Genomic DNA, 6,983 nt, shown 5'->3' on the forward strand with positions numbered 1-6,983 from the left:
TTGGGACGAATTTGGGACACCTCCGCCAAAAAGCAGGTCAATTTGTCGCGCATGTTCGGTCAGATGATTCGGTGCTAAGTGTGCATATCTTCTAACCATTTCGATTGACTCCCAGCCGCCCATTTCCTGCAAAATTGATAATGGAACACCTGATTGTACTAACCAGCTAGCCCAAGTGTGTCTCAAATCATGAAAACGAAAATCTTCGATTCCTGCTCGTCTTAACGCTGCATTCCATGCTGTATTATCATCAACACGCATCTTTCTCACATTAGGCAGTGCTATTCCGTTTGGACTGATTGATGATTTCGTATGAACGAAAACCCATTTGTTATGGCTTCCTATCTGATCCCGTAACACCCTGCAAGCTGTTTCATTTAGGGCTACCCCTATAGCCCTGGATGATTTGCTTTGATCTGGGTGTATCCATGCAACCTGTCTTTGCATATCAATTTGTGACCACTCCAGATTAATAATATTTGAGCGTCTCAACCCTGTAGCCAGCGCAAACTTAACGACTGACTGAAGTGGTTCGGGACATTCATCAACTAATCTTTGCGCTTCATGAGGCTCCAACCATCTGACTCGTTTTTCTCTGACGGTTGGGACTTTAATCACAGGGGCTTTCTCTAACCATTTCCAATCTCTTTCGGCGGCTCTTAATAGAGCCTTAATCAAAGCTAAGTGCTTTGCCTTGGTCGCTACCGATACTGAGACTTCTTTATAGGCTGGGATCTCGTGTCCTTTTTTCTTGGCTGCCTGAACCTGACTTTCCCAGCGCTCCTTGGCCTTGCGGTTTTTCATCTTGCTAACCGCCGTGTAAATGCTGGCTTCGGTAATATCTTTTAATCTCACTCCGCTGAAGTATTCCAGCCAGAACGCCATACGCCCTTTATCATCATCCAGTGATTTTTTATCGGCCTTTTCCTCAATCCAACGTAAACAGGCTTCATCAAACGTCACATCAGGAAAATCACCCAGCCGTTCTATGCGCCATAATTCGGCCTTTCTTCGATCGTGCAATTCCTGAGCTTGCCTCTTGTCCGTTGTTCCAAGCGATTCCTTAATTCTTTTGCCGCTTGGTGTCGTGTAGTTCCCGTACCATGTATTTCCTCTACGGAAGATTGACATTTTTTATCTCCTTTTTCTGCCACATCTACCGTGCTCACAGGCACAGTTTGGATCGAATTGTTAAGGGCTGCAATACATGCCGCGTATGTAAATAAATAAGGGGATCGGGGTCTGGCGGGATCTTTCTTGTTGTAGGCTATTTTACCTATAGCGCACCAATGGGATAATGTATCGACATTAATGCCGATAAAGTCAGCCGCCTGCTTTCTGGTAAGACTGGCTTTTTTCTTATTCTTATGATTAGCAACGAGCCTCATTTTATTTTTCTCCGAATAATTTACACATTTTGCATACAATAAACCTGCACAAATTAAGCGCTTAATTTCATGATTAAGTCGTTTATTTTTATTTCAGGCAATCCATTGCTGTTATTTTCCTTGCATTCATGAATGTGTTAATTATCAATGAGGGTAGTTTTTATTTCCGGGGCTGAAAATTGAGTAAAAGGCAATATATCCACTAAATTCATATACCGTCCTCGCCGCTGATAGAGTGCATAACCGTAATCGACAATCAGTTCTAAATGATAGTAAGGCACAGGCTCGGTATGTTTTGGGTTGACCCGATACGTCGCTAAAATATGATGTTTAAATTCATCGTTATTCTTTATATCCATGCCGTGATGCTGGGTTTTGCCCTGACGATATTGATCTGCCAAAAAGGTGATATGTGTTGTTTCTGCATGCAGGCTGTTTTTTTGTGCGATATTGGCAACAATGCCTTTAATGTTGATAGCCTTTTTTTGTTGTGTTGCCGGTTTTTTGATGATGGCAGAAATGAAGGTACGCATAAATCCTCTCGCTTATTAGGGTAGTGATTATTCCTATCACTTTGATGCCACTAACATTATCACTTAAATTTCATTGAATCCATACCTAAAGTGATATAAAGCAAATTTTTTAATTATCTTATTGATATCTAATAATTTTAATTTGATATTATTTGAATGATTTTAGATCTTGATGGGGATTATTATTTCAGTGAAAAGGAAGATACTGCATTAAAAACAGTATCTTATTGCAGATAGAGGCAGGGGTTGGTGGTGTTTAAAGTCGGGAGAGGAAGGTTATCGTTTTCGCTTCATGTGACGAAATAAATACACAATTACACCGACGATTTCCATGTCGGGAGAAAGAGTTATCAAGGGGATACGTGAGTCATCCACAGATAAAAAGCTGACCGCTCCCCCTTGTTTATAACGATAAACGGAATAGTGCTCTCCTATCCGTGCATAGACTAAATCATCATTGGCGATCTCTTCCTGTGTATCTACCACGATCACTGTTCCTTCCGGCGCTTCAGCACAGCCGGTATTTTGGGTGATGCGATAAGCCCGACAGGATTCAAAGGCGGTTTGCTGTTCAGAAAAGGCCGGCACCATGAAGCACTCCGGGGTTTCTTGTTCTGCTTCATAAATTTTTACCGGTGCATAACGGTTGTCATGCTTGACAGCAAAATCAGTATCACCGGACTGTGATTTATGACCACTGCCATCACTCAGCCACTCTGGGCGTACGTCAAGCGCCTTGGCTAAATCAACGAGCCGGCCTGTTTTGGTTGCGTTCCCGGAAAGTAATTTCCATATCATGGATTGCGCCATGCCGGCTTTTTTTGCCAGCGCAGATTGGGTTAGCCCCTTATCTGCCATAGCTTCTTTTAATCTATCAGCAAGAGTCATAAGTGCCTCATGAGTGGTTCCCGCATTTACGTCGAATACCGGGGATAAACCCAAGAACCGCTGTCTTGGAACATTTTTTTCTTATTCTATCTCTAGAGTGATATCTTTACAAACACTCCAATAGTGATTTATATTGACCATTAGTGATATTGTTATTGCCGTGGTGTTGGAGAAAGGGAAGAATGAAAAACAGTGTAATAAAAAAAGTGATAGATATCGCAGGCAGTCAGGCCAAATTGGCTCAGGTACTGGGGTGTGCGCAATCGCTCGTCAGTGCATGGTTGTACGGAAAAAAACGGGTTTCGGTATCACGGGTCCCCGATATTGTGGTGTTTTCAAACGGGGCGGTTCAGGCGCATGAATTGCGTCCTGATCTGCCTACCGTTTTCCCGCCGCCTGAAGCGAAAACCCCGCAATAAATTTCCAATTCCCGCTGGTGGCGGATCGATAACAGGGAGAAATGGCATGAGTATGAGTCTGATGGCGAAGGCAATGAGTATCCGGGTGGGCAATCCCCTGAGAAAACTGGTGCTGATTAAGCTGGCTGATAATGCAAACGACAAAGGGGAGTGCTGGCCCTCATATCAGCATATTGCAGATCACTGTGAATGCAGCAAAAGCGCCGTGCGAAGTCACATTGGTGCCCTGATTAAGATGGGTTTGCTGACCAAGGAAAACCGGCTGGGTAATCACAACGGGAAAGGGAATGCCTCGAATGTTTATTACCTGAATTTATCCGCTGGCCCTGTGTCACCCAAAAGCATACCCCCTGTGCCACCGGTTGGCAGCCCTATGCCATTTGCTGACACCCCTGTGCCGCCCAATGGCAGACCCCCTATGCCGTCAGATGGCACCAGAATCAGTCACTCTTTTGAACCCGTCAAGGAACCAGTCAAAGAACCTATAAAACCCCAAGGGGCTGGGCAGGAAAAACAGGCAAAAAAATCCGTATTCGATCCCCTGACGGCCAAACCCGAGAATGTCAGTGCCGAAATATGGGCGGATTGGGTGACGTTCCGACAGGAGATCAGGAAGCCCCTGACCGAAACCAGTTGCCGCCAGCAGGCCAAGCAACTGGCAGACTGTCCCAATCCTGACGCGGTAATTTGCACCTCCATTGCCAACAGCTGGCAAGGGTTATTTCCTGACAAGCAGAAATCCGGTCGGCAGCCCCAAATCAACACCCATAGCGGATTTGAGCACAAGCGTTATGAATCACACGCCGCGAGCTGGACAAAAAATCTTTAAGGAGCAGCAGACGTGATGGAAACAACGGAACCGGGAATATTGAACATCGTCCCCCGCTTTGCGCAGGCCAGTTTTGCCACCTATCAGCCACAGAATGGCAGGGCAGAAATCAATCTGAAAACCTGTCAGGGCTACGTCCAGACGTGGGCGGAACGCAAGCGGGCTGGGGAAGGCATGATCCTGTGCGGGCGTCAGGGCACGGGCAAAACCCACCTTGCTGTCGCTTTGTGTCGGGAAATTGCCGCAGGCGGGGATGAAGCCGTGTTTATCACCACCGCCTCGCGCATCATCCGGGCATTTCGTCGCTCATGGAATAGCGAGGGGGATATGAGTGAATTTGATACCCTGAAATTTTACAGCGAGCGGGATTTGCTGGTGATTGACGAAATCGGCGTGCAGTACGGCACGGAGTCTGAACGTCATATTCTGTTTGAGGTGCTGAATAATCGCTATGAAGATCTGCTGCCCACCATTCTGATCAGTAACTTGCCCGTGACTGAGCTGGCGCAGTTTTTGGGTGATCGGACGCTGGACCGAGTGCTTCAGGGCGGCACGGTACTGGCCTTTGACTGGGAAAGCTACCGGAGGGAAATCGCATGAATGTCTATGATTTGGAAATGGCCGTTATCAGTGGCTTGTTATCCGGTGGGGCGACCCCGGATGCCTACGACGTATTAGCGGTGTTACCGGATGAGGCGTTCAGCTCTGTTCATCTGCGCCGGGTGTACGGCGAAATCAAAAAGCAGGCCCTGAGCAGTGCGATTATCGATCCCTTTTTCATTGCGGATGCGATGGGCGAAGAACGCGGTATTCTGGCTAACTTGCTGGAATTAGCCAAAACGCCGGTCTGGCGGGCCAATTTAAAAGGCTATGCGGAAAAAGTCATGCGTTACTGGCGGGTACGTCAGGTCACTGATCTGATTAACCGCTACCAGCAAGAGATCCAGGCCTGTGGCAATCACACGCAAGCGGAAGCACTGGTTGAGGCGTTTGCCTCCCGGTTTAACGGGATATCCCAGAGCGAGAGTAGCTTACAGCCCGTGGTCATCGGTACCTTACTGGACAGGTACGTTGAAACACTGGAGGCGCGCAATCAGGGCAAGACCGGCATGATCCTGACAGGCATTGAGCCGCTGGACGAACTGACCGGCGGATTTAACCCGACTGACCTGATTTTACTGGGCGGACGCCCGGGCATGGGAAAAACGGAACTGGCCCTGTGCATGATTGAAGGCATGACCCGCGACGGGGGCGGGGCGTTGTTGTTTTCCATGGAAATGGCGGCGCAGCAAATTGCCGAGCGCATGGTGGCGAGTTCGGCGGCGATGCCGGTGTCTAAACTACGAAACTGTGAACTGTATGATGAAGACTGGGGGCGTATTGGCAATGCGCTGGGTTCGCTTATCGACCGGGATATTCATGTGCTGGATGCCAGCGATCTGAGTGTCGAACAAATTTGCGCTATCAGTGAAACCCATAAGCGTCGTCACCCGAACTTAAAGGGGATTTTCGTCGACTACCTTGGGTTGATTAGAAAACCCCGGGCTGACCGTCATGACTTGGCGGTGGCAGAAATATCGAAGGCACTGAAAGGCTTGGCAAAACGGCTACATACCCCGGTCACGGCCTTGAGCCAGCTCTCAAGGGACGTGGATAAACGCCCCTTGCATCAGCGTCGCCCGATAGCGGCAGACTTACGTGATTCCGGCTCACTGGAGCAGGATGCGGATCGCATCCTTTTTACGTATCGAGATGGAGTGTATAACCCATTCAGTCCCGCCGGCCAATACGCGGAAATTATTCTGGAGAAGAACCGTCACGGGCAAACCGGCACAGTTTATCAGGCATTCCGGCACGGTCATTACCTGCCGACTGATCAGATATCGGCCGCCGAAATGTGCCGCAGGTCGCGACAAGACAAACAAAAACAACGCCGTTATGCCGACAGGGCGCTTTGATCACAGGGGAGAGCATGAATGCGTGATATTCAGTTAGTGATGGAGCGCTGGGGCGCATGGGCGGCGGATAATCGTGACGGGGTTTACTGGTCCTCCATTGCGGCGGGCTTCAAAGGGTTAATCCCGAACCGGGTGAAATCCCGCGTACAGTGTTGTGATGATGATGCCCTGATTATCGCCAGTTGCATGGCAAAACTGAATCAGCAGAGTAACGAGGCGCACGATCTGCTGTTTGATTATTACGTCTTTGGTAAAACCTTTATGCAACTCGCCCATGATCATCATTGTTCGGATACGCACATCGGGAAGCGATTACAAAAGGCCGAAGGCGTGATTGACGGGATGTTAATGATGCTGGATATTGCACTGGACATGGATAAAGACATCCCGTTAGTGAAATATCCCTGATGTGACGGCCTATAAAAATAACGCTTTACGATCGTAAAAACGGTGCTATTGTGATAAACGTGATAGCAAAGTCACCCGGCTTATTCATACCCGGCAGCTTAAACCTTGTCCCGTGCAAGGTTTTTTTACGCCTGAAATAAACATAAAACTTGCTGTTGTCTTTGGTCAGAGTTACATGTGTGTTTAAGCATAAAAACTGCCCGGAGGGTTAAATTTATCATGTTAAAACATGAAGATATGACAATAACAGCCGCCTGTGTTTTAGATGCCGTGCCTTTGCATACGTGGTTTTCTGTTTCTGAAGTGTCTAAATTAATGGGGCTGCCTGAACCCCGTTGCCAACTATTGTTAACCCAATTTCGTCTGGCGGGTTTAATGGAAAGCCGGGACGATGACACGTTTTTCAAACGTTCTTCCTGATGGGGTTATTTCCCAGAACGTGAAAATACAGCCGGTGAATGCCGGCTTTTCGTGTTGTCGTTTTCCTGAGAACAGTCAGCGTCGAGAGGAAAAAAGCGGATGGATTTACGCCCTGTCACCTTAGTCAACGATGACTCCCT

9 protein-coding genes are annotated in these 6,983 nt (G+C 47.8%); 6 read left to right on the forward strand and 3 right to left on the reverse strand.

Annotated elements, in window-relative coordinates:
• The 3 genes from AACS92_RS21950 to AACS92_RS21960 form a co-directional block, all read right to left on the reverse strand.
• Nucleotides 1-1,131: tyrosine-type recombinase/integrase (locus AACS92_RS21950; protein WP_099111674.1), on the reverse strand; the 1,131-nt coding region annotated here is incomplete at its 3' end.
• A 394-nt stretch (nucleotides 1,132-1,525) separates the two neighbouring features.
• Nucleotides 1,526-1,921 carry a hypothetical protein gene (locus AACS92_RS21955; protein WP_099111675.1) on the reverse strand — a complete coding sequence of 132 codons (396 nt, stop codon included), beginning with the start codon at nucleotides 1,919-1,921 and terminating at the stop codon, nucleotides 1,526-1,528.
• A 276-nt stretch (nucleotides 1,922-2,197) separates the two neighbouring features.
• Entirely contained in the window at nucleotides 2,198-2,809 is a 612-nt protein-coding gene (locus AACS92_RS21960) for a helix-turn-helix domain-containing protein (RefSeq protein WP_099111676.1), read from the reverse strand.
• Between the two features lie 182 nt (nucleotides 2,810-2,991).
• Here AACS92_RS21960 and AACS92_RS21965 point away from each other — a divergent pair, with 182 nt between their 5' ends.
• From AACS92_RS21965 to AACS92_RS21990, 6 genes are all read left to right on the forward strand, one after another.
• Complete coding sequence (locus AACS92_RS21965) at nucleotides 2,992-3,228, forward strand: transcriptional regulator (protein WP_099111677.1); 237 nt, start codon at nucleotides 2,992-2,994, stop codon at nucleotides 3,226-3,228.
• A 46-nt stretch (nucleotides 3,229-3,274) separates the two neighbouring features.
• A complete protein-coding gene (locus AACS92_RS21970; protein WP_099111678.1) occupies nucleotides 3,275-4,057 on the forward strand; it encodes a helix-turn-helix domain-containing protein in 783 nt (260 codons plus the stop codon).
• A gap of 15 nt (nucleotides 4,058-4,072) precedes the next feature.
• Entirely contained in the window at nucleotides 4,073-4,657 is a 585-nt protein-coding gene (locus AACS92_RS21975) for an ATP-binding protein (protein ID WP_099111679.1), read from the forward strand.
• Nucleotides 4,654-6,015 (forward strand): replicative DNA helicase, encoded by a 1,362-nt coding sequence (locus AACS92_RS21980; protein ID WP_099111680.1) that lies wholly within the window; start codon nucleotides 4,654-4,656, stop codon nucleotides 6,013-6,015. Before AACS92_RS21975 ends, AACS92_RS21980 begins: the two co-directional genes overlap by 4 nt.
• Nucleotides 6,016-6,033: 18 nt before the next feature.
• Complete coding sequence (locus tag AACS92_RS21985) at nucleotides 6,034-6,423, forward strand: antiterminator Q family protein (RefSeq protein ID WP_099111681.1); 390 nt, start codon at nucleotides 6,034-6,036, stop codon at nucleotides 6,421-6,423.
• Nucleotides 6,424-6,642: 219 nt separating this feature from the next.
• Entirely contained in the window at nucleotides 6,643-6,843 is a 201-nt protein-coding gene (locus tag AACS92_RS21990) for a hypothetical protein (protein ID WP_099111682.1), read from the forward strand.
• The last annotated feature ends 140 nt before the right edge of the window (nucleotides 6,844-6,983 follow it).

The organism is Xenorhabdus sp. KJ12.1, assembly GCF_963876495.1.
Lineage (GTDB): Bacteria > Pseudomonadota > Gammaproteobacteria > Enterobacterales > Enterobacteriaceae > Xenorhabdus > Xenorhabdus stockiae.